The organism is Providencia alcalifaciens (genome assembly GCF_915403165.1).
Taxonomy (GTDB): Bacteria; Pseudomonadota; Gammaproteobacteria; order Enterobacterales; family Enterobacteriaceae; genus Providencia; species Providencia alcalifaciens_C.
In genome coordinates this window covers 172,358-196,294 of record NZ_OU659204.1, presented here as the reverse complement: position 1 = coordinate 196,294, position 23,937 = coordinate 172,358, and the positions used below count along the sequence as shown (strand labels likewise).

The window sequence follows — 23,937 nt, the reverse complement described above, 5'->3', positions numbered from 1 at the left end:
ATATGGCAACCCCGGGTATTAATAATACAAATGGTAATTGGGATGCATCAGCATTAGAAAAAGAATCGACCACAGCAACAGATAATAAATGGGGCATGATGTATCGCAGCTCCGCAGGTATTAGTGAAAGAACTAAAACTATCGCTGATGAATTAAAGGCTATGATTGACAACCCAAACCTGGAAGTCGATAACCCGCTAGTTCTGGGTAAAATCACAGCGTTAAGCGGTAACTATAATATGGCACGTCAATTACAAAGTAACGTAATGAAGTCCATTAAAGATGCGGCGCAAGCCATTATCCGTAACGTGTAAGCTCGTAACGATTAATTTAAATCAGAGCATCACTGAACCTGATGCTCTATTTTTATAGGAGATATTTATGTTACCAATTAATCCTATCTCAGCATTATCAAATATCGCTGAAATGACACCTGTCACACCAGCGGCTATCCCTTTGGAAGATAAGGTGAAACAGTTATTTGCTGAGTACACAACCTCTGTGAGCCAAGAAAAAGCGGATATTCTGGAGAAAATAAGTTCAGTTGACCCAAGCGATCCCGCTAAATTATTGGAATTACAAAACCAAGTGGGGAACTACAGCCTTGCTTTAAATATGGTCAGCACACTCACACATAAAAGTGTTTCTGCCATCGATACAGTATTAAAAGCACAATAGACCATGAATATATTAAAGAAATTCCTATTAATCGGGTTTATTGGCTTACTGCTCGGCTGTGATAACCAGCTATTACTGAGTAATTTAAGCCAACGCCAAAGCAACGAAGTGCTTGCGATTTTGCAAGAGCACGGGGTTGACGCTAAACGTAAACAGGATTCTAAAAATGGGGACTCGATTCGCGTAGCACCTAACGACTTTGTGATTGCAGTGGATCTTTTACGCCAATACAACCTGCCATCCAAAAACCCGGTGGAAATCATTGATGCCTTTCCTGGAGATTCGTTGGTTGCCTCACCGCAAGCCGAACGAACGCGATTATTATCCTTGATTGAACAACGACTTGAGCAGTCTTTACTGACCATTCCACACGTGGTGAATGCACGCGTTCATGTGAGTTACCCAATTTCGGGTAATGGCCCCGTAAAACAAGCTCAGAAAGTCTCAAGTCTCGTCACGTATTCTGGTAATGAAGACCCGAAAGTGATGATGAATAAGATTAAGTTATTCCTCAATAATAGCTTTGCTGAAACCACTTATGACAATGTTTCTGTCGTGATAGTTAGCCGCCCACCTTTACTCTATCAGACAAGGAATGGCCCAACACCGGCATTTAACCCAGTGATTACCTTCGCTTTAATCACTGCATTAATCGGCATGTTAATTGCGCTTGGCTTGTATTTGTACCATCGCAACAATAAACAAAGCGATGAAAACGAAGAAGAGGCGGAGAAATCAAGCCATGCCCCTGTTGAGTAAGCTACTTGTTGACCAAAAAAACATTTTCTTAGCGCCGGGAGATTATTTTCACTCGGAGTTTGTTGATGAACATTATCATCAGCTCCCCGCACCGCTACAACAGCAGCAGAATTTACAGCTCATTGAACAATATCAACTGGGTTTACCCGATGAAAAGACGTTGATATTACCCGAGATGCTTGCCAAAAATTGGTCATTATTACCTGCTGTGGCATGGGGTTTAGGGGTTATTCAGCACCCTGACCCTCTACCGTGGTGGGGAGAGCTATCTCAATATCGACAGTTGCATCAGAAATTTAGCCATCCGTTATGGCAAGACCCGACACATTCCATCGATACGCCTCAGCATTTACTTGCGCTGGGCGCTGAGCAGCTTTTGATGTGTTTAAACACCTTTAGTCACGGCTATGCTACCCGCGCAAAATATATGTTTAGCCGCAGCACACAGCAGATGATCCCTAACACGGTTTCCACTCTGCTACCTTGGAATATTATTGAAGAAACTTGCCGCTATGTCAGAGAACACACAACCTAATATCCAGCAGACCTTAATTGAAAATGTGCTGATTAAACATCCAGTTTTAGACACCAACAGATATGCCCAGTCGGTTGTTAAACAGGCCCATCAAAAAGCCAAAGCTCATGTTCAACAAGCTCAACAGTCTGAGAAAAGTATTCATGCTATCGCCTATCAACAAGGCTACCAAGATGGATTAACGCAGCTTTTGAATGATTTTATTGGCGTTATTAATGATAGCGAAGCCCAATACCAAAATCAGGTGAGCCAAACAGAGAGTCAATTAACTCAATTACTCATCGGTTTATTTACTGACTTACGCCTACAGGAAATTGTGGCAGAACATTTCGCTCAATTACACTCTGAGGCTCGCCATATTCAATTACATATACCAGCATCATTGCAAGCCAAGATAAGCTCTCAAGCTAACGGCGCTAAAATATGCACTAGCCCTGATAACTCAATCGCGCTAGAAATGGATAATAAAATTACACAATTCACACCAACATTGGCTGCAGAGAAAATATTACCGCATATTTTTCCGATTTCGACCCGTTGTCTAATTTTGCAACAACATAAACAAGCTTATGCACGATTAATTCAACAAAAACTGCTAATTCAACAAGAACACGCTCTCCAACAAGAAGAAATTAAGGAGAGAAATATATGAAGATTGATCCTAATTTGCTGAATACGTTGTCAGCTTCACGTACTCATGGCAATACGCCATCGAGTATATCCGATCTACACACTAAAATGAGCACCCTTTGGAAATCCCGTAATAACATGAAAGATATACAGAACTATCAGGCAAAAAACATTCCCCACATTTCGGAAGATAAGAACACCAAAATACAAAGCTTTATTACTGAATTTAAACACCAGGATAGTGATAAAACACGATTCGCATTGGTGTTTAAAACCATGGTGAATTTGAACCGCAATGATAAAGAGTCATTCATTACTCAAATCGTCCAAACATTAAAATCTTCATCTGAATCTGACCCTAGCTCTGATTTATATAAAGATTTCACTAAAGCTATTCAACGTTATATGTCGATAAGTTTAATGAATACTCCATTTACTGAACAATTGAATAAAAATATGACTAGCTTCAATCTTGATGGCGATGATGATGATGATTCTTCTATTATATAACTCCAACGATTGAATAATTTTGTACTATTAAATTAGTTTATTACTTATCACCGACGAATATTTATAAGCTTAGAGTGCATTTTTTATAATCTAAGCTATCTAACCCCCTCCTTTTTAAAAAATATAAAAAAAATAAATTTGAAATTGATATATACACTCACAGATAGTAGTTTAAATTTACATCACCAAAACACATTGTTCGAATTTAAAAAAACGTCTTAATTTCTTCATCTATTCATTACCCTACTGTTTTTTATATTGAACATAATTTTACTGATGGTTACGATGTTGATAATTATTTTTATATTGAACTATACCTGTGGGAAATATTATGAATAACATGGAATACAATAAAATAGAGCCAATGGTGCTTTTATGTGGTCAAGTGGTTTATGACCCCTTAAAAAGAACATTATCTCGAGGAAAAAGAACGGTAAATTTATCAGAAAATGAATCCTGCCTCTTAAAGCTGTTGTTATTAAAAACAAATAGCAAGCGAGAAGTGATGCATGAAATTTGGGAAAAGCGTGGAACTATCGTGACTGAAAGCAGTTACTACAAGTTAGTCAGGCAATTACGACAATCATTTAAGAAAGTAGAGTTAGATGAAAACCTCATCATGACACTGCCGCGCATTGGTATTTTATATACCGGTGAAAAATCAGAAATGCCTATACTATCAAGAGTTAATGATCGAAAAAACATGTATGCATATGTTCGCTGCTTTTTCCAGAAAGTATTTAATCGTTCATTTCAATAACTTATTTATATAACAGAAGAAAAACCATGCCTAGATTTGCCATATCAAGAAATATTTTACATTCTACTTTCATATTAGCTTGTTGTTTATTTTTATTTTCTTGTAATAACCCAATAAATCAAAATCGAAATACATTTAACATTCAAGGTGATATTTATAGCCAATCTATCGATATTCCTAATGAAGCATTAATCACCGTTTCAGTTACCCCAATAAACGGCAACAGTTACTCTGAAAAAAGCCATTATGATTATACCCTGACAACCAGAAAATCAGCGAGAACGATTAATTTTTCCATTAATTTACCAGAGTCGATGTTAACACAAGGCCACTATTTTGGATTAAGTGTGAGAGTAGAAAAAAAAGGTGAGTTACTGATGATGAGTAATCAAGTTACTCCGTTAAATCAATCTAAGCCTGAAAGATTATCTTTAAAAGTAAACGCTCTTTAATTTATTAGAGAACATCAGAAATCGTAGTATTCAAATACTTTAATACATAATGAAAAATTTTTAAATGCATAAATCGACACAACAGAGAACTAGTCATCACTAGAATTTATTGGAATTCCTTTTTTGTTAAGCAAAATTCCAAATTATTCAAAAAATAGATCTAAAAAAAGTAAATATACTTCATTCACATATAAATCGAATGATGTTGAGTATTGGCAATTCATTTTAATGACTGTGCGAATCTTAAGGATAGTTAGAAGCAGGAATTTTTAAAATACTCATCAAAGACATTTAATTAACCCTATATTCTCGGAGTTCCTTAATGAATCGCAAGTCTAAGGATTTTATTCCTTATCATGCTACATTTATCGCGTGGATAAATATTGCAACGCAAATTAGTTTTCCTTTGGCATCCATTTTTTCACCTGTCGTAGCCAGTGCATTTACAGAACAAAGTCATCAACAACGTACGTTTTTATTACCAAAAAAAAATACGCAGACTCTAAGAGAAACTCAACCCTATACACTGCAAGTGGGAGAGACAACTCAAAGTATTGCCAAAAAATATAATATAAGTTTGGAGCAATTACGTAAGCTTAACCAATTTAGAACTTTTTCAGAAAGTTTTGAGGCACTAAAGGTCGGCGATGAGCTGGATATTCCTTTGGCTCCGTTACCCACTGTAGAATGGGAAAACGAAAAACCTGTATATATTCCACCAGCAGCACCGAGTGAAGAAGAAATCAAACTGGCACAATTTGCTTCTAAAGCTGGCCAATTTTTTACAAAGCAACCTAATCATGAAAAAACCAAAACATTTGCCCAAGAGATAATCACGACCGCAGCAAGCGGCTATCTACAAGATTGGTTTAATCATTTTGGTAGTTCGCAAATAAAGCTGGTTGCGGATAAGAAATTTTCATTAAAAAATTCGCAAATTGATTTACTACTGCCTATTTATGAAAACGAAGAGAGTTTATTCTTTACTCAGGGTAGTTTTCATCGTCAAGATCAGCGCATTGAAACCAACCTCGGCTTTGGTGCTCGCTGGTATGGTGAAAATCAAATGTTTGGCGGGAATACCTTCTTTGACTACGATATATCTCGTGGCCATTCTCGTTTAGGATTAGGTATTGAATATCGCCGTGACTTCTTAAAATTGTCAGGCAACAGCTACCATCGTCTTAGCAGCTGGCGCAATGCTCGTGAATTAGTCGATCACTCAGCAAGACCGTCTAATGGATGGGATCTTCGCGCAGAAGGTTGGCTACCTATCTATCCACATATTGGTGGCAAGCTCACCTATGAGCAATATTATGGTGACGATGTCGCCCTATTCGGCACCAAAAATTTACAACGCGATCCATACTCCATCAATCTCGGCCTCAACTATACGCCGATTCCATTAGTCACATTCAATGCGGAGCATCGCCAAGGGAAAGCCAGCAAAAAAGATTCACGGATTGGTTTACAGCTAAACTACCAATTTGGCAAAAGTTTGAAACAACATTTGGATCCAGAATCTGTCAATGCATTTCGCTCACTCATGGGTAATCGTTACGATTTTGTCAGTCGTAACAACCATATCGTTCTGGATTATAAAAAGAATGATGTCATCCACTTAAACATAGCTGACTCTGTCACAGGCTACGCAGGGGAAAAAATTCCTTTAAGTTTCACAGTGACCAGCAAATATGGCTTAAGTCACATAAAATGGGATGCAGAAGCACTGGTTGCAGCTGGGGGTCACATTCTCAATGAACATGGCCAATATAGCCTTGTGTTGCCTTCCTATAAAAATACCAAAAATGCGAATAATTACGCCATCACCGCCATTGCTATCGACAAGAAAGGGAATACCTCTTCCAAAGTCATTGTACGTGTTTTGGTTACTCAACCTGCCATTCACACCTTAAAAAGCACAATTTCATCCAGCAATATTGATTTAATCGCTGACGGCAAAAGCAGCAAAAAACTGTCGTTATCCATTAAAGATAACGCAGGAAATGTCATTGACCTCGCGGCCAAAGAAATCACGTTTGAGCGAGTCACAACTCGAAAAGTAAAGAGAGCAATGCCCGCGAAGGGATTAAAAGCTTCTCCTACAGCAACATACACCAGCATCAGTCCATTTACCCGCTTAGCAGCCGGACAATATGAAGCGACATTAACCGCAGGAACTAAACCTGAAAGCTTTGTATTGGTTCCCAAAGCCCGTAATGCTGTATTCCCTGAAATCAAAGTGACCGTCGTTGCAGACACGACAACAATTCAAGTCACAAAGCCCACGCTCAATACGCAAACGGCTCAGTTAGCTAACGGAAAGTCGCCTGTTGAAGTCAAAACACAGCTTAAAGATGCGAATGGCAACCCTATCATTAATAGTGTGGTCACTTGGAGTTCAAACAAAGATCCGCAAAAAGTGATATTCACCCCTGTGAGCACGACAACGGATAGCAACGGCTATGCCACCACTCTCGTCACCAGTACACAAGCTGGTGATGTCACGATCACAGCAACGCCAACAAATGGGTCTCCACAAGACGTTACGCTGACATTTATACCAGATGCCACCACTTCGGTGCTGAAACCGCAAAATATCAATATTGTAAAAAATGGATCGATTGCTGACGGGAAAAAACCCAACTTGGTGTCTATTACCATTACCGACCAATTTGGCAACCCATTACCAAACGTCGATGTACAGTTTGCTACCGACAAAGGAACCCTCACCAATACCACCGTAAAAACAGATGCTAATGGGGTTGCGCAAACCGCTATTACCAGTACGCAAGCGGGTGAAGCAAACGTGACGATTACCGTGGATGGCAAAGACATCCAACATAAAGTTCAATTTGTGGGAGATAACTCAACACCGCAAATCGCAAAACCAACCGTCAACCAGGCAACGCAAATCGCCGATGGTAAAAAACCGATTGAAATCACCACAAAATTAGTCGATGTCCATAATAACCCACTACCGAATACCGTCGTGACATGGAGCTCAAATAAAAACACGAATGATGTTCAGTTTGCGCAACAAACCACCACAACCGATGCTAATGGCCTAGCGACAACCACGATTACCAGTACCGTGGCCGGGGAAGTTGTCATTACAGCCACAGCGCCGAATGCTAAACCACAAGACGTGAAAGTGGATTTCTTACCTGATGCCACAACGGCTGTGGTGCAATCGAATAATATTCAGATTTCCCAGCCAAATACTGTCGCAGGTAGTAACTCTGCAAATACCATTTCTATTACCGTGACGGATGCAAAAGGCAACCCAATCCCAAATATCGAAGTTACATTCACCACTGATAAAGGAATATTGGCAGATAGCAAAGTGACCACAAACAGCCAAGGGGTCGCACAAACCGCAATTTCCAGTGATAAAGCCGGAGATGCTACTGTGACGATTACGGTGGATGGCAAAGATGTTAAACAGACTATCTCGTTTGTTGGGGATAAAAACACACCGCACGTTGTGAAACCAACAACCAATACCGCTTCACAGATTGCCAATGGCAATAAGCCATTTGAAATAAAAACACAAATTGTGGATGCCAATAATAACCCGCTGCCAAATACAGTGGTTAATTGGACATCAAATAAGAAAGGCAATGAAGTTAGCTTCTCTGAAACCAGCAGTATCACTGATGCCAATGGCTTTGCTACGACTCAAGTCACCAGTACCGTTTCAGGTGACGTCGTGATTACGGCGGCAATACCTAACGCCACATCACAAGACATTAGCCTTAAATTTTTACCTGATTCAACCACTGCAACGATTAAACCTTCAGATATCACTGTTGGCTCAATGACATCCGTTGCCAATGGGGTGACAGATAATCCAATCGCGATCACCGTGACCGATGCGAATGGCAACGTCGTGCCAAATGTTGAAGTTCAATTTGCAACCAATAACGGTTCTCTGGCTGATCAGAAAGTGATGACAGATAACCAAGGTGTGGCAAAAACCACCATCACCAGCAAGCAAGCAGGAGATGCCAAAATTACAGTGACTGTCGGTGGAAAATCGTTTGATAAAACCGTCACATTCATTGCAAATATGCAGACCGCAAGTGTCAGCTCAGTCACACCAGAAGTTAAAAATCAGTATCTCGCTGATGGCAAAATGACCGTCACTTATACGGCAAAAGTTGTGGATGCGAATAATAACCCTGTTTCTGGTGCTGATGTCGACTGGCAGTCTAACTTCAGCACATCTGACGTGAAATTTAGTCAAGAAAAAACCAAGACCAATGCCCAAGGGGAAACGATCACCACCATCACCAGTATCAAAGCCAATATCGTGAACGTAATGGCATCCACAAATGGCAATGGGAAGATGGCAAAAGAGATTCACTTTGTTGCCGATAAAGCCCAAGCTCAAATCACATCGTTAAATGTCAAAAAACCAACTATCGTGGCTAATGGCGTAGACAAAGCCGATGTTTATGTCTTCGTAGAAGATAACCACGGTAATCCAGTTGAAGGCGTAGAGGTTCAATTACAGACGAACAATGGTGCCGTACTCACCCTAGTCACACCATTCTCTAAAACAGATATCAACGGCTTGGTTCACGCCACCCTGTCTACCTCGCAAGCTGCCAATGATATTATGGTTGCGGCAGAATTAGCGAACGGTAACCAGCAACCACTTTCGAGCACCGTAAAAGCAGTTGCAGATAATACGACAGCAACAGTGACGATTAGATCATCGGTTTACCAAGTGCAAATTCATCCACAAGCCCAAAAAGTGTTGCTGACAGCGACTGTCGTCGATAACCTGAACAACCCTCTCGTTGAAACGCCAGTCACTTGGCTCAGTGATAGCAACACGCTAAGTGCAAATACCACCCGTACCGATAATAGAGGGCAAGTGACCGTTGAATTATCAGGTTATATTGCGGGAGAAACAACGGTTACCGCACAACTGCTTAACCGCCGTGAAGCACAGCAAAAAATTCAATTTATTGCTGGCGATGCAAACCCACTAAATAGTTTCTTTGAGATTAAACCACAAACAATTGTGGCGAATAATCGTGAACAAGCGACAGCAACGCTGACCTTACGTGATCAATGGAATAACCCAGTTACAGGGCAAAAAATTGATTGGGATAGTAACAACAGCGCCATTACACTTACGGGTTCAAAAGAGCTAGCGAACACTGGTGAATACCAAGTTAAAGTGAGTGGTAACCTTGCTGATACCATTAATATCACTGCTAAAAATGGTGCTGTTTCCAAACAGAAAAGCCTTGGGTTGATTGCGGACAGCGCCACTGCACTCATCAAAGAGATTAACATCACTAGTCAAGCTGCGGTTCCTGCTGATGGTACCAGCCGCATTACTGTACAAGCCACCATTACAGATGCCGCCAATAATCTGGCACCTGCAGGTATTGCGATTGGTTGGCGTAGTGACGTTGGTGAGCTATCACAACCCGTTAGCCATACAGATAATAACGGTATTGCCCAAATTACCTTAACTAGCGCACAAGCAGGAAAAGGCAGTGTAACCGCCATTTTAGGTCAAAATACTAAGCAAACTGTTCAAAATATCGAGTTCTTAGCAGGGAACGTTTCTAGCAGCGCCTCAAGTGTTGCGCTGAGCACCCCATCATTAACTGCAGCAACAGGTGAAACTGAAATTACTGTTACGCTGAAAGATGATACTGGCAACCGACTGGGTAACTTAGCAAATAAAATCAAGCTGGATTACTCAACTGATTTAGGCTTAGCAAAATCACCGACTTTCACAGAGATAACACCAGCAGGAACCTATCGTGCGAAGTTAAACAGTACCAAAGCAGGTAAAACAGACATTACCGTCCTTGTTGATAGTGTGGCTCTGAGTCAAAAAGCCCCTCTAACTGTAATTGCTGATGCACAAAGCGCACAGGTACGTGGTGATATCAAGGTTTCAAAAACAACTGAATCCGTAGGAAATAAAGTCACGGTCAGCACCCAGTTTGAAGACGCTAACGGCAACCAACTCGGAGCGGGGATCCCTATATTCTGGACGGCTAACGATGGTAGCCAGCTTTCGGATAACCAAACAACCACCGATGCTAATGGACGCAGCGAAGTTACCATTCAACGCCATGATGTGGGTCATGCCAACGTCTCCGTTAACTTAACATCGCAAAACACCAAAGCTGCCCCATCAATCTCCTTTACACAAGGCACGATTGACACCAGTAAAGCGGTATTCAATTTAACCCCTGCCACCATTGTGGCGGGTAAATCCGCAACGGTTGAGCTGATATTAAAGGATCAGTTTGGTAATTTATTAACCAACCAAATACCTGCGATTAAAATCAGTAGCAATAACAAGGACGTAAAAATTGCCCCGGTGACGATGCCATCGGCTGGGGTATATCACGCGGTTGTGAGCAGTGATAAAACAGGCGTTGCCATATTATCAGCAAACCTCAACGGCAGTGCATTATCGCAAACCTTAACGTTGAATGTGACCAGTGACAAAGCCACCGGCAGCATCGCCAGCTTAGTTCCCAGCACCAATAACATTCAGGCAGGTAATGCCCAAGGCGTAGTCTATACCGCCAAGGTCGTGGATAAGTTCAATAACCCAGTGCCGCAGGTCAATGTCTCATGGCACTTACAGGGTAAAGCAGAACTTTTCCCACACTCATCAATAACAGATATTGACGGTACGACTAAAATTACGGTCACTAGCCATACAGTGGGTGCATTAGTGATGACAGCAGCACTTTCCGCTGTCGAAGATAAAAAGGCCAGTGTGGTTAACGTCTCAGCAGGCACGGTAAACATCGCCAACTCTACCTTTACGACCAGTAAAACTGATATTGGTCCTGATGGGCTAGAAAGCACCTTGTTCACGGTTAAATTACAAGATGATTTTGGTAACGCCTTACTGAGTGAAAAGGTTAATATTACAAGTAACGTCCCAACTCGGGATTTTACTATCAGTTCAGTCACCAATCACCAAGATGGTCGCTACAGTGCAACAGCCACCGCGACGAAGCAAGGCACCGCTAAAGTCACAGCAAAAGTTGACAATAAAACCATTGCCAACCCGATTGAAATCAAAATTGACGCCATTAACCCAACGCTACGTTTTGACAACATGCAACAGCGCCTAACTTACTCTTCCGCAGTGAATAACGGTCAGGTTGTTAAGGGGTTACCAAATGGTGCTCAACCCGTTTGGTCCAGTGATAACACCAGCATTGCCACGGTTGACCCACAAGGTAAAGTCAAACTGAAAAAAGCGGGTCGTACCAAAATCTGGGCGCGTATTGATGGAAATGGTGTCTATAAATCCGCGGCTGCAAGCTATGAAGTGGACGTTGAAAAAGCCAAACCAAACTTAGCGTTAACCAGTGCGAGCACTATTTCCGCGACTTGGTCAGATAACCAAGTTCATGATATTAAAACCTCGTTCGGTAATGCTGATGCCTCAGCCATTCCTCTCGAATATGTTAGTCAAAATGCCAATATCGCCCAGATGGACTCTGTTTCTGGTGCAATTACTCAGGTCAAGCCAGGGGTGGCGAAACTGACAGTGCGTTCCAAAGAGACCGATCAGTTTGTTTCTGAAAGCCAAGATATTACCTATAACCTCGCAAAAGCACGTTTTAATGTTAATTTTAACCAGAAAGAGCAAGAAATCACGGATCAGAGTAACCTTTTTAACCTACAAAAAACCAGTGTTGCTATCCCTCCGAAAGCAGATATTGAATGGGGTTCAGGGGCTAATAATGTTGTCAATATTGCCAAAAATGGCTCGATTCAAAGCTTAGGCAAAGGCGAAGCCAACTTAACCATGACAGTAAAAGCCAATGATTACTTTGAGCAAAGTAGTGGTGATTATAAGGTCAAGGTTTACACGAAGCCTTTGATTACTATAAATTCAATTTCTTATGGTAATAATGGTACCAAAGAAACTAATGCAACTTATTGGTCACCTGTTTATACCGACGATAACCTAACGGTTAACTGGTCTGTTGCAGGAACTAGTGATTTTGATCTGCCTTCCGATGTCAAAATCGTCGTAACAAAACCGGATGGCGGGACAGATAGCGTCGCATCATCGGTAACTAGCGGCCCACGTTCAAATACCTATGCACCAAAACAAAGCTATTTGAAAAATAACCAAAAAGTTAAAGTTGAAATTGTTGCAATAGGTAAGTCCCAACACAGAATTGAAAATAAGATCCAAGCTGTTGATGTTCCTATTGTTATAACTGAACCCAAAAATATCGGAAGCCTATCTATTAGCTATAAAACTTCAGTTTACGTCGATAAAGATAACGTATTGGATAATGATAATCGTTGTAATCCGCCTTCTGCCTTGTTCAATTACCATCGTAAAGCGATTATATTCCCTAAAGTATATATTGGGTTATCAGGAAAACAGTTGCTAGAGAATGTTCAGGTAAGCCATCAGATATTACAGTCTGAATATCAAGGGAACGAATCATTTGGCTCAGATAGAATAACGTATCCAACGCTGACAAAACCAACTCATGGCCTAGATACATACGAATACAATTACTCGCAAGCTAGCGGTTCGGTATTAAAAGAGAAATGTTATACTAATCATAGCGGTAACGGAAACATCACCACAATATTAGAATTTGCCGGTCAACAATCTCAACTTAAAACCCATTTCTCTTGGAGTGGTTCTTAACTTATTCCACAGGGCGCTTTGCGCCCTGTTTTTTATTACCCCCCTCTTTCTTCTTACTCAACAAATTGTAATTACTAAGTAAATGCACGTACTATCTTAGATATTTTTGAAAATAAACATAAATCAAAATATGATTTTTATTACTTTATTGATAGCCATATAACGAATGTTTATACTACAAAGATTATAATAGGAAATCCTTTACTACTAAAGTGGCATACCATTTAGTACAATTTGACTTAAAAGGATTAATGCAAAGTTTTAATCTTAATCATCATACAAACCTCTCACTGACTCACCAAATCTTTGATACTAAAATAACTATTACTTTTAAAACAAAAAAAAAGAAAATAGAAACCAAAATATTTTCATTTCTATTAAGATGCCTGAAATCTACATATTTAAAAAAATCATAAAAAAATTGATCAAATAACGATCTTCCTAGATTGATGCCTTTATGAAATAAATCAAAAAAACAAAACAATTAAGCAAAATCACAGAGATTAAATATAAAAAACCAATATTGTTAATGTTTTATTTTCTGTTTTTTTAGATTTATATATCTAATTAATAAAAATATAAAGCATATAATATTGATCAAAAACAATACACCAAAATTTACATTTGTTATAACATTGCATAAATTCAATTTTAAACCATTGAAAATGAAAAAATAATTATTACGTTAAATATTTAAAATCGACAATCGCAAACATCAGGATATTTAATACGTCATTTTGGGACTAATTGAAAACAATTATAAGGATAGTATATCATTCAGTGAGTGGCACTTGAGGGTCACTATATATTTAACCAAAAACTAAAACACACAGATTATATTAAATCACTTTTATAAAATCTGAAAATTCACATTGATTGTTATCTCAACAATATAATTTAATAGAGAATATTTATGAATAGAAAATTTCCTGTCGCTTATGCTGTCGGACAAAAAATCAAGTCATTAAGAAAATCTCAAGGTTATACTGTGTTTCAATTAGCACGAGAATGTAATATCAGTGAACAACAACTATTCCGTTATGAAAGAGGTGTTAATCGTATTGATATTGATTGCTTAGCTAGAGTAACAAAAATATTAGATGTTAATATCAGTGATATATTTTGTGATGTATTTCAAGACAATCAAGATATTAAATATGAAAATAAAACCCAAGAATCAGTTGAATATTACGCATAATGTGAGTATCTAGCGTTTCGTATTAACTTCAACTAAGTCTTGATTTAAAACAGTCCATATATGATGCTCCTGTATAAAAAGTAAAAGCCTATTTTAAGGCTTTTACTTTTTATTTTACTTCGAGCTCTGTTTTACCAATTCTTTTTTACCAATATAGAAGCTTTCCACCTCTGTTTGCGATTTTTTCTCACAAGCACTACCCTATACACTGTTTTATTCACCCATCTGCGAAAGACCATGCCACAACCAACTACATTAATGCAGCGATTCGGATTTGATTCTGATCGTTTACGCTTTGCAATGATCACCGCCTGCGCATCTATTCTCGCGCTATTTATTGCTAAATATGCAGGACTAACTCACCCCCACTGGGCAGCAATGACTGTATGGGCCTCCGCGCAACCTTGGCGTGAAAACTTGCTAGAGAAAAGTTGGTGGCGGTTTGCTGGTACAGTTGCTGGCGTAGTTGCTGGCATTGTACTCATTCAAATTCACCTAAGCAGTCCATTATTATTTGTGATCAGTTTAGCCACATGGTTAGGTGTATGTAGCGGTATTGGACAGCTACAAAAAGGTTTTGTGGCTTACGGCACTTTTTTGGCAGGTTACTCAGCGGTGATGGTAAGCATGCTTAGCGTTCATGCCACCGACAATATTTTTGCCGTTGCATGGGATCGATTTTGGACTATTTTAGTTGGCGTATTATGCGCAGTTTTATTTAACTTTTTATTTACCCCCAAGCGTGAACAAGCATCCATCATCGCGTTAAAGCAACAAATTGATCAGCAGTTTTACACTATTTTGCACCGTTCTTTATATAGAAAAGATCCTATTGAACAACAGGATATTGACACCTTATGGCAGCAAATGGCCACCTATGATGAGCAGTTAGAAGCCAACCGTATTGGGTGGCATTATCACCGTAAACAAGTCGTAAAAGCCCGCCAACAACTACTCGCTCAAAGCCAGATTTTGCTACAACTTGATAAATTTAAAGACGTCGCTGCATTTCCATTTCCAGCAATACAACCGACTGAATCACAATGGAAACATATCCTGTCTCTATGCCCGAATGGCGTATTGAAAAATCTCTTAATCCCGCTGTTTTATGTATCTAAAGGGTTATCCATCAAAGCACAATACCGTGTAGATAAGCTAAAACTCCACCATGATCGCATTGCCGCTTGGCAAACTTTTGCACGCTCGTTCGTTGCCATTGCTACCGTTGGCTTACTCTGGTTAGTGACTCAATGGCAAGCTCTGGCCTATCTGACGCTAGGTTTATCTGTGATGATCGCACTGTTCGCATCCCTCGATTACCCCGCTAGGTTTATGAGAAACATCTTCACGGGACAATCTTTCGGGGCACTTGCCGCGTTGATTTGTACTTGGTGTCTATGGCCATTTGCATCCTCATCATGGCAAATGACCTTATTCATTGTGCCCGTCATCATCAGTGGGATTTTTGTTTTTGCCCACAAAAAACTGATTTTAATCGCCTTTGATTACATCATGGTCTCTTTGATTTTGCTGCAACCAAGTTACCCTTTTACATTAAGTTTCCCAGAAAGCCTCAGTAATGCCATCGCCATTATTTGTGGACCGCTAGTCGCAATGGGAGCTTTTTATTGGATTTACCCAACAAATCCGAAGAAACGTTACCAAAACCTTATTTTACTCAGTGAACAACAATTTAAGCTGGGTCTGCATAAGATTATTTCAGGACAAAAACCATCAACATCACAGATGAGCCATCGCCTATTTAGCGGGTTAATACTGGCGCGTAAGAGTGATTATCCATTTGATAGAACAATACAATTTTTTGCTGTCCGCCACGCTATTTGGCTCAATCTGATGCAAGTTTATAAACAAATTTCTGCCTCTGAATCACACAAGCGTGCCCTAAAAGGGCTTGTTTTACGTTTGCAACACCCACAGCCTGATGTTGAAAAAATTCACCACCTGCTGCAAACATTATTACGTAGGCAGAAAAACAGTGCTGAATTATGTCAATTATATAATGACATTCGCCTCTACTTACATTATTTAGACTCTAACAATTGGATATAAAAAATAACAATTAACGAGATTATGAAAAAAATAAAATAAATTACTGGCCTAAATTGATTATAAAAAATAAATATCTTATTTAAATTATAGATTCACAACATACCATCAATAAATAATAAAAAAATCATGGGTTAATTTAAAAGATTTTTAAATTAATCCATGATAAACAGAATCTACAAAAAACGTAAAATTTGTTATTTTTTCGTTTAATATCAATATTTTGACAAATATCATGCAACCCTCTCTTTTTCATGATTCTGTTTGACTCCCCCAATTCCTATTTGCATAGTGGTACTCATAATAATTTTTAGATTTTTCTGTTTTTGATTTTCAATCCTTTTTATTCCAATAAATTTAAATATATCTGATTACAACTTATGAAAGAGGTTTTCATGACTAGGGAATTATTTTCTACAAATGAAATGAAATTATTATTTGAAAAATTAGCATCCTTTACTGTTTATCCTGAAAATAAAGGTGTGACACGTTTAGCCTATACCCCTATTGACCAATTGGCACACCAATACATGATAGAAACCATGCAAAAAGCCGGGTTTACTGTTAGCCAAGATGTGATAGGGAATATTTTTTGCCGATTACCGGGAAAAAATCCCGACTTACCTGCTGTTGGCACTGGCTCTCATTTGGACACGGTTCCTAATGGCGGTGCTTATGATGGTACGCTTGGTGTCGTGGCAGGATTTTATGCGCTGATGCAATTTGAGCCACAGCAATTGTCCCGTTCCCTTGAACTCGTCATTTTCAGGGCGGAAGAATCCAGCCGATTTGGTTTTTCCTGTATTGGCAGCAAAGTGTTACTAGGGAAAGTTGATCGTGAAAAGTGGTCTCTCAACCGGGATGATGATGGACGCAGTTTTTTCGATGTCCTAGATAGCCTTGGCTACCCAAGCCACGAAATTGAACAGTGCCAATTGGCTGATAACCATTATTCTGCTTTTATCGAAATGCATATCGAACAAGGTCGACGTCTTGAACTTGAAGGAAAATCAGTGGGAATTGTGAATGGAATTGCGGCACCAACCCGCTTCCAAGTTCAGGTCACAGGTCATGCAGATCACTCCGGTGCCACCCCAATGTATCAACGCCACGATGCATTAGTGGCCAGCGCCGCCATTATCAGTGATGTAAATCGCGCAGCTTGCCGTGAATCTGTTTGGGGAACAGTCGGCACTATTGGGAAACTCAATGTCTATCCAAATTCCATGAACGTGATTCCTGGTGAAGTGAATTTCTTAGTCGATATTCGTGGTATTGAGCCAGAAAGTATTGCCCGCGTTGCCACTCACTTGAGAAATTCCATTAGAAAATCTGAACAAGACAACGATGTTTCGATTCAAATTCGTGAAATTTCAGCGGAAGCACCAGTGAAATTAGACAACGAGATTTGCCAGTGTATTGAACAACATTGTCTTGAGCAAAACATCGGTTATATGACCATGTTGAGCGGTGCTGGTCATGACTCTATGAATCTCGCACAAAAGTTCCCAACCGCAATGATTTTCACACCATCAAAAAATGGGATTAGCCATCACCCTGATGAATTTACTGATTTCGACGACATTATTATTGCCGCCAATCTATTGAAAGATACCCTGCATTCTTTAGCAAAATAATTCTTAGCAAAGTGAAAAAAGCCGCTGGGAGATTGCTCTCTCAGCGGCTTTTTCCTATCACCAACAATTACATTAATGACACCAAACATCCGGTATACAGCTGATAGGCTGTTAACATCTGTTTTTCATCAAAATCAAAATTAGCTTGGTGATGCCCTGCGGTTCTATCTGCACCGACAACAAAATACAAAGATTTCCCCCCATGACGCTGAACGCGTTTTGCCAAGATAGTGGCATCTTCGCTACCGCCAAATGGGCGAGTTGCAATCGCTGTTAATTCAGCATGTTTCCCTACCACACTTGCCAAGGTATCAATCAGCTCTTGGTCATTGGTTAAATCAACCGCTTCACCCATCACTTCACTTTCCATTTCTAGCTGGAAGCTGTGTGCAGAGCCTTCGGCCATGCGAATCGCATTTTCGCTCATAAAGCGGTTAATCTCTTCATTTTCACCGCGGACTTCTATCTGCATTTGAGCATAGGATGGCGTCACGTTTCGCCCTTCACCTGCATTCAGTACCCCAACGTTAATGCGCGACATTCCTTTACCGTGTCTTGAAATTCCCAACATTTGCGTTGTGGCATGACAAGCGCCTGCTAGCGCATTACGTCCTAATTCAGGCTCCGCTCCCGCGTGGGATGGTGCGCCTTTGAAACGAAAATCCAGTTTTGTTGTACAGAGGAAATGGGTTGGGTTAATCACAATTTCACCACTATTGGCAATGAACCCTAAGTGCGCCCCTAAGAAATAATCCACATCATCCACAATACCACTTTCTGCCATCGCTCTCGCGCCACGAACGCCTTCTTCCGCAGGTTGGAATAACAATTTCACTTTGCCAGATAAGCTCTCTTTATTGGCCACTAGCCAATGCGCGACTGCTAAACCAATCGCGATATGCCCATCATGGCCACACGCATGCATTTCGCCGGGATGACAAGAGCTAAAATTATCATTTTTTGGTCGATGAGTTTCATCGGTACTTTCTGTCACACCGACACAGTCAATGTCAAAACGCAGTGCGACTGTCGGTCCCGCTTTGCCGCTATCAAAAATGGCAACGCACCCTGTCAGCTCCTGCATTTCGGCCAACAGATTTTCATCAACTTGGTGCTTTCTCGCTACCGCTAAACCTTTATCAACCACTTTTTGTTGGCGTCCAAAGGCATATTCAGGATTGATTACCTGTGGACCCACTTTAACGTCCAAGTTTAAACGACGCAGTTCTTCAACGATTTTTGCTGTGGTTAAAAACTCAGACCAACCAATTTCAGGATATTGATGGAATTCACGACGCCATTGAGTCAGTTGTTCTAATGTAATGTTTGACATGTTATCTCCTTAAAATTAAAGCATGATGAGCGCAATGAAAATCACCCCAACAATCATGCCGGGCGCAGTACGCTTCACAATTTCCATCGGGTTCACATTAGCTAAACCTGCACAGACGATAGCCGCACCTGCTAACGGTGACATGGTTCTACCCAATGCGCCTGAAATTGCAGAAGCCATCCCCAAATCAGGAATTTCATAACCAAATTGCTGAGCAAATGGGGTCACTGTTTCGTTGAAAGCAAACGCGGCCGCATCACCTGAACCCGTGATAATTCCCATCAAGAATGGGCCCAATGTCCCCCCCCAACGTGCAAATTCAGGGGAGTGGATCAGAAAACCAATAAAGGAATCAATTAAACCAGATGCTTTGAGGCCCGCAGAAAAAACGGCGGCAGCGATGATGATCCCAAGCACATCCCCATAGGCATTCCCCATTCCTTTAAAGAACTCTTTGGTAATGGTTGAAGGGTTAGTACGCGTGATGACTAACGCATAGATTGCCCCGATGAGCATCGCGGCTGGCACACTGATTTGATACGCTTTCAGCGCATCCATAAATGGCAAAATTAATAGAATCAATGGAATAAACGGGGCTGTTGCATAAAGGTAATTTGGTTGCTCCGCCGCCACATTTTGTTCTGTACCTGCGGTGCCATTCACTTCAACAGCCGCTTTCATGTTGTACTCTTTTTTCACTAAAGCCACTACTGCTAAGGAAACTGCAGCAATGCCCCCAACCGCTAAGCTATATGGCCCGTGGCGAGCAATTAAGTCAACAATACTCATGTTCGACATCTGCGCCACAAAGGGGTTATGTGACAACCCAGGACTCAGCATAGAACCTATCGTACCGCACAGCACGGCACCACCAGCAATAGCTGGGTGAATACGCGCAGCAATCAGTAACGGAATCAATGTCGCACCAACCGCAGCGGCACATCCGGCCGCAGAAGGGATCGCGATATTAATAAAGAAAGTCAACACGACTGCCGCGGGGATCAGGAAAAAACCCAGTCGAGTCAGAACACGAGATAGCACCAGCACTAAGTGTTTATCGCACTTGGTGTATTTCATGACATAAGCAAAACCCATACTGGAACAAATGGCTTGGATCAGCGGAGCCGAAACCATGCGCTCGCTAAATGCATTTAAGGCATCCATTGGTACAAGACTAATAATACAAAGTACTAGCCCCGCAGCAATTAATACCATCCGAGTTTCATATTTTTTAATTAAAAGATAAATTGTAGCAACGATAATTAGTGCCGCGATAATTTGTATTATCATGACTGACCTCTTTTATTCCCTGGAGAAATAGATAGAACAAATAAAGAAAAGAATGAATTTTTAATTGGTAATTCATTGTGAACTTTAATTGTTTTATTTAATTGAGGGATATCAATTTTCATTCCCTATCTGGAAATTAACCGCCATTTTGTGATCAGTGCGATGTTTACTATAAACAAATCATTAAAAATTAAAAATATCCTTTAAAAACATAATCATGATAAACCATAAAGAAACATTAAACTCCGTCAAAATGAATATAAAATTAACGTTGTTATCATTTTGGTAATATTGAAACTCTTTTTTCACCCTTTAATTATTAAATGATTAAATATTAAATTACGTAAATAATTAGATTTATAAATATAGATTCTCATTTAGATTGAAATCATGTTTTACTCAAAAAAATTAGCAATAAATTCCAATCAACAATTTAAATGCGTAATAATAAATAAAATATTAAAAACTGTCTAAACATTACATTTTATTGAATAAATATAAATAAAAAAAACGAACCATTGATACCCACACATTCGGAAGTTTTTTATCTTAATTTCACGTTTTTTGTTTGTATCATTAGCTGTTTTGACCACTGATTTACAGCGTGATTTTATCTCACCCTATCAGGCTTTTTAACGTCTCACGTCCTTTCCAGTTACGCGACAGACTAGAATAAAAAATGATCAAAAACACAATTCATTAATTCTTTTTAAGCATGTGCGAAACCGTTTGCTTTTTATTTTTACGGCTATAGAATTCGTCAGATTTTTTTGGCCAGAGAATAGAGACAGGAGGCAATTGTGTCCGGTGATAAAAATTATAGTCATGAGCCAGTACCCATATCCGCAAGAAAAGGCGGGCTCGCATTAACCTTTGTAATGCTGGGTTTAACGTTCTTTTCCGCCAGCATGTGGACCGGAGGTGCTCTCGGTACCGGTCTTAGTTTCAACGATTTCTTCCTCGCAGTTCTCATTGGTAATCTTATTCTTGGTGTCTACACCGCCTTCCTTGGTTTTATCGGTTCTAAAACAGGCTTAACAACCCACCTTCTTGCTCGTTATTCTTTCGGTATTCGCGGCTCTTGGCTCCCCTCTTTCTTACTTGGCGGTACACAAGTCGGCTGGTTCGGCGTCGGCGTTGCCATGTTCGCCATTCCCGTCGGGAAAGCAACGGGCTGGGATATTAACTTGCTGATTGGTATTTCCGGTATTTTGATGACCGTCACCGTGTTCTTCGGTATCTCCGCGTTAACCGTGCTGTCCATTGTCGCCGTCCCTGCCATTGCTATCTTAGGAAGCTACTCCGTGTATCTTGCCGTCACTGATGCCGGTGGTCTAAGCGCACTGCAAATGGTAAAACCAGAACAACCTATCGATTTCAACCTCGCACTGGCGATGGTCGTCGGCTCGTTTGTCAGCGCAGGAACCTTAACCGCTGACTTTGTACGCTTCGGGCGTAAGCCGAAAATCGCGGTACTGGTAGCGATTGTGGCGTTCTTCTTAGGCAACTCACTGATGTTTATCTTTGGTGCGGCGGGCGCAGCTTCCTTGGGCATGGCGGATATCTCCGACGTGATGATCGCGCAAGGATTACTCTTACCTGCAATTATCGTTCTTGGTTTGAACATTTGGACAACCAACGACAATGCACTGTACGCTTCTGGCTTAGGGTTCGCCAACATTACGGGCTTATCCAGCAAGACGTTATCTATTATCAACGGCTTAGTGGGCACACTCTGCGCACTGTGGCTGTACAACAACTTTGTTAGCTGGCTGACCTTCTTATCCGCAGCCATTCCACCGATTGGTGGCATTATCATTGCGGATTACTTAATGTATCGTCATCGCTATGCCACTTTTGACATGAGCAAAATGCGCGATGTGAATATCAGTGCGTTAATCGCCGTGGCTGCGGGTGTTGCCGCAGGACATTGGCTGCCGGGAATTGTCCCTGTTAACGCAGTGCTTGGTGGCGCTATCTGCTACGCCATCCTGAATCCACTATTGAATCGCGTACGCGCCACTAATTCGGAGATGACCCGTGCTTAATCAACATATTCAACATATCCACAATGTCCGTTTACCTGAGCGTGAAGGTCTGTGGCGAATCGATATTGAAAATCAACAAATTAAAGCTATCGTTCCGCAGCCTGCTGGTGAAGTATTAGCCAACAGCCTTGATGGTGAAGGCGGCTTAGCCATTCCACCGTTTGTGGAACCGCATATTCATTTGGACACAACACAAACCGCTGGGCAGCCAAATTGGAACCAGTCTGGCACTTTGTTTGAAGGAATTGAACGCTGGGCAGAACGTAAAGCGACACTGACCCATGACGATGTGAAGCAGCGCGCTTGGCAAACGCTAAAGTGGCAGATTGCTAATGGCATTCAACATGTTCGTACCCACGTTGACGTTTCCGATGCCACTTTAACGGCACTGAAAGCGATGCTGGAAGTGAAAAAAGAAGTAGCGCCTTGGGTGGATATGCAGATCGTTGCTTTCCCACAAGAGGGGATCATGTCCTATCCAAACGGCGAAGCGCTATTAGAAGAAGCGCTGTGTTTAGGGGCGGATGTGGTCGGGGCCATCCCACACTTTGAATTCACCCGTGAATATGGTGTGGAATCCCTGCACAAGACCTTTGCACTGGCACAAAAATATGACCGTTTAATCGATGTTCACTGTGATGAAATTGATGATGAACAGTCACGCTTTGTCGAAACCGTTGCCGCCCTTGCTCACCGTGAAAATATGGGCGCACGCGTTACCGCCAGCCATACAACGGCAATGCATTCTTACAACGGTGCTTATGCTTCACGTTTATTCCGTCTGCTGAAAATGTCAGGGATTAACTTCGTCGCCAACCCGTTAGTGAACATTCACTTACAAGGTCGTTTCGATACTTATCCAAAGCGTCGTGGGATCACCCGCGTGAAGGAAATGCTCGCCGCCAATATTAATGTCTGCTTCGGTCACGACGATGTGTTCGACCCGTGGTATCCACTGGGTACCGCAAATATGCTGCAAGTGCTGCATATGGGATTGCATGTTTGCCAATTGATGGGCTATGGTCAGATTAATGATGGTCTGAAGCTTATTACTGAACACAGCGCGAAAACGTTGAATTTACAAAACTACGGTATCGATGAAGGGAAACGCGCAAGCCTGCTGATCCTGCCTGCTGAAAATGGTTTTGATGCAGTACGTCGCCAAGTGCCTGTGCGCTATTCCATCCGTGATGGCCGCGTGATTGCCACTACGCAGCCAACCGTGACCCAAATTCAACTCGACGATGTCGAAACGATTCGTTACGGTTATCAGCCACATAGCGAGAATTAAGTTTTACCCCAGCACGGGGTTTGTTGAGTCTGTAATCAATGAGTACCCCGTGCTTCTCTCCTCTGA

The 23,937-nt window shown here is 40.9% G+C and carries 16 protein-coding genes; 14 read left to right on the top strand and 2 right to left on the bottom strand.

What is annotated here, in order from left to right:
- The first annotated feature begins 2 nt into the window (after positions 1–2).
- From LDO73_RS00835 to LDO73_RS00780, 12 genes are all read left to right on the top strand, one after another.
- A complete protein-coding gene (locus tag LDO73_RS00835; RefSeq protein WP_224059775.1) occupies positions 3–314 on the top strand; it encodes an EscF/YscF/HrpA family type III secretion system needle major subunit in 312 nt (103 codons plus the stop codon).
- Between the two features lie 67 nt (positions 315–381).
- Positions 382–678, top strand: coding sequence for a type III secretion system inner rod subunit SctI (gene sctI, locus LDO73_RS00830; RefSeq protein WP_224059774.1), 297 nt, complete (start codon positions 382–384; stop codon positions 676–678).
- Between the two features lie 3 nt (positions 679–681).
- The gene (gene sctJ / locus LDO73_RS00825; RefSeq protein ID WP_224059773.1) at positions 682–1,437 is read left to right on the top strand and encodes a type III secretion system inner membrane ring lipoprotein SctJ; all 756 of its coding nucleotides are present in this window, start codon (positions 682–684) and stop codon (positions 1,435–1,437) included.
- Positions 1,421–1,972, top strand: a complete 552-nt coding sequence (locus LDO73_RS00820; protein WP_224059772.1) for a hypothetical protein — start codon at positions 1,421–1,423, stop codon at positions 1,970–1,972. The genes sctJ and LDO73_RS00820 overlap by 17 nt, the downstream gene beginning before the upstream one ends.
- On the top strand, positions 1,950–2,624 hold the full coding sequence (locus tag LDO73_RS00815; RefSeq protein ID WP_224059771.1) for a hypothetical protein: 675 nt from the start codon (positions 1,950–1,952) through the stop codon (positions 2,622–2,624). The genes LDO73_RS00820 and LDO73_RS00815 overlap by 23 nt, the downstream gene beginning before the upstream one ends.
- Entirely contained in the window at positions 2,621–3,112 is a 492-nt protein-coding gene (locus tag LDO73_RS18070) for a hypothetical protein (RefSeq protein ID WP_224059770.1), read from the top strand. The genes LDO73_RS00815 and LDO73_RS18070 overlap by 4 nt, the downstream gene beginning before the upstream one ends.
- Before the next feature lie 331 nt (positions 3,113–3,443).
- Complete coding sequence (locus LDO73_RS00805; RefSeq protein ID WP_224059769.1) at positions 3,444–3,872, top strand: winged helix-turn-helix domain-containing protein; 429 nt, start codon at positions 3,444–3,446, stop codon at positions 3,870–3,872.
- A 26-nt stretch (positions 3,873–3,898) separates the two neighbouring features.
- Positions 3,899–4,324 (top strand): YbaY family lipoprotein, encoded by a 426-nt coding sequence (locus LDO73_RS00800; RefSeq protein WP_224059768.1) that lies wholly within the window; start codon positions 3,899–3,901, stop codon positions 4,322–4,324.
- 322 nt (positions 4,325–4,646) lie between these two features.
- A complete protein-coding gene (locus tag LDO73_RS00795; RefSeq protein ID WP_224059767.1) occupies positions 4,647–13,007 on the top strand; it encodes an Ig-like domain-containing protein in 8,361 nt (2,786 codons plus the stop codon).
- Between the two features lie 913 nt (positions 13,008–13,920).
- On the top strand, positions 13,921–14,205 hold the full coding sequence (locus LDO73_RS00790; RefSeq protein WP_224059766.1) for a helix-turn-helix domain-containing protein: 285 nt from the start codon (positions 13,921–13,923) through the stop codon (positions 14,203–14,205).
- 237 nt (positions 14,206–14,442) lie between these two features.
- Positions 14,443–16,275 carry an FUSC family protein gene (locus tag LDO73_RS00785; protein ID WP_224059765.1) on the top strand — a complete coding sequence of 611 codons (1,833 nt, stop codon included), beginning with the start codon at positions 14,443–14,445 and terminating at the stop codon, positions 16,273–16,275.
- 392 nt (positions 16,276–16,667) lie between these two features.
- Positions 16,668–17,909, top strand: a complete 1,242-nt coding sequence (locus LDO73_RS00780) for a Zn-dependent hydrolase (RefSeq protein WP_224059764.1) — start codon at positions 16,668–16,670, stop codon at positions 17,907–17,909.
- 67 nt (positions 17,910–17,976) lie between these two features.
- Here the strand turns inward: LDO73_RS00780 and LDO73_RS00775 are convergent, their stop codons facing one another.
- Both LDO73_RS00775 and dcuC read right to left on the bottom strand, forming a co-directional pair.
- Entirely contained in the window at positions 17,977–19,242 is a 1,266-nt protein-coding gene (locus tag LDO73_RS00775) for an amidohydrolase (protein WP_224059763.1), read from the bottom strand.
- A gap of 15 nt (positions 19,243–19,257) precedes the next feature.
- On the bottom strand, positions 19,258–20,532 hold the full coding sequence (gene dcuC / locus LDO73_RS00770; protein WP_224059762.1) for a C4-dicarboxylate transporter DcuC: 1,275 nt from the start codon (positions 20,530–20,532) through the stop codon (positions 19,258–19,260).
- Between the two features lie 800 nt (positions 20,533–21,332).
- Here dcuC and codB point away from each other — a divergent pair.
- Positions 21,333–22,580: a cytosine permease gene (gene codB, locus LDO73_RS00765; RefSeq protein WP_108478658.1), complete on the top strand. Its 1,248-nt coding sequence runs from the start codon at positions 21,333–21,335 to the stop codon at positions 22,578–22,580.
- Positions 22,573–23,871: a cytosine deaminase gene (locus LDO73_RS00760; protein ID WP_224059761.1), complete on the top strand. Its 1,299-nt coding sequence runs from the start codon at positions 22,573–22,575 to the stop codon at positions 23,869–23,871. Before codB ends, LDO73_RS00760 begins: the two co-directional genes overlap by 8 nt.
- Positions 23,872–23,937: the final 66 nt, after the last annotated feature.